This window comes from Vibrio sp. 1078-1 (assembly GCF_033340475.1).
The window spans coordinates 1-671 of sequence record NZ_JAWOWM010000410.1 but is presented as its reverse complement, the minus strand read 5'-3'; the positions used below and the strand labels follow the sequence as shown (position 1 = coordinate 671).

Here is a 671-nt window from a genome sequence, read left to right as displayed (position 1 = left end):
CTGATAACAACGCCAGCCAAGCTTTGATCGAATCCGTTGGAGCAAAAAAAGAAGCCATCGCCAGAAATCGATTTATTTTCCATGGCAAACCAAAAGATGGCGTCGTGTATGGAATTCTGCTAACTCATTTGGGGTGACACAGCGGTAAGCATTAGAAGGTGTCAGTCTTATTTGGTACGGAACAATACAGAAACAAAAAGCCACCGACTTGCGGTGGCTTTTTCTATTCTATAGTTTCAACACTGAAACTGGCTGAATCGCCGATATTAGTGAAGCTTAAGGTTTGGACGCAATACACGGTTAATGCGGCCAACCAGCATCATCAAGCCTGTTTTGAACACGCCGTGAAGTGCCATCAAGTGCATGCGGTATAGTGAGATATAAACAACACGTGCAATACGGCCTTCAACCATCATCGAACCTTTGGTTAAGTTACCCATCAAGCTACCTACTGTAGAGAAGCGGCTTAGAGACACTAAAGAACCATGGTCTTTGTACACATAGTTTTTCAACTCACGACCATTTAGCTTCGCCACAATGTTGCTGAACGCTTGGCTAGCCATTTGGTGCGCAGCTTGCGCACGAGGTGGCACAAATGAGCCATCTGGTTGTGTGCATTGCGCCAAGTCGCCGATAACAAAAATATCGTCATCACGCGTTGTTTGCAGTGT

The 671-nt window shown here is 45.5% G+C and carries 2 pseudogenes; one reads left to right on the top strand and one right to left on the bottom strand.

The window, feature by feature from the left end:
* Positions 1–137 (top strand): annotated as a pseudogene (locus R7190_RS27890) (GNAT family protein); the annotation flags it as partial.
* Between the two features lie 129 nt (positions 138–266).
* Here R7190_RS27890 and R7190_RS27885 read toward each other — a convergent pair.
* Positions 267–671, bottom strand: a pseudogene (locus R7190_RS27885) (FAD-dependent oxidoreductase); the annotation flags it as partial.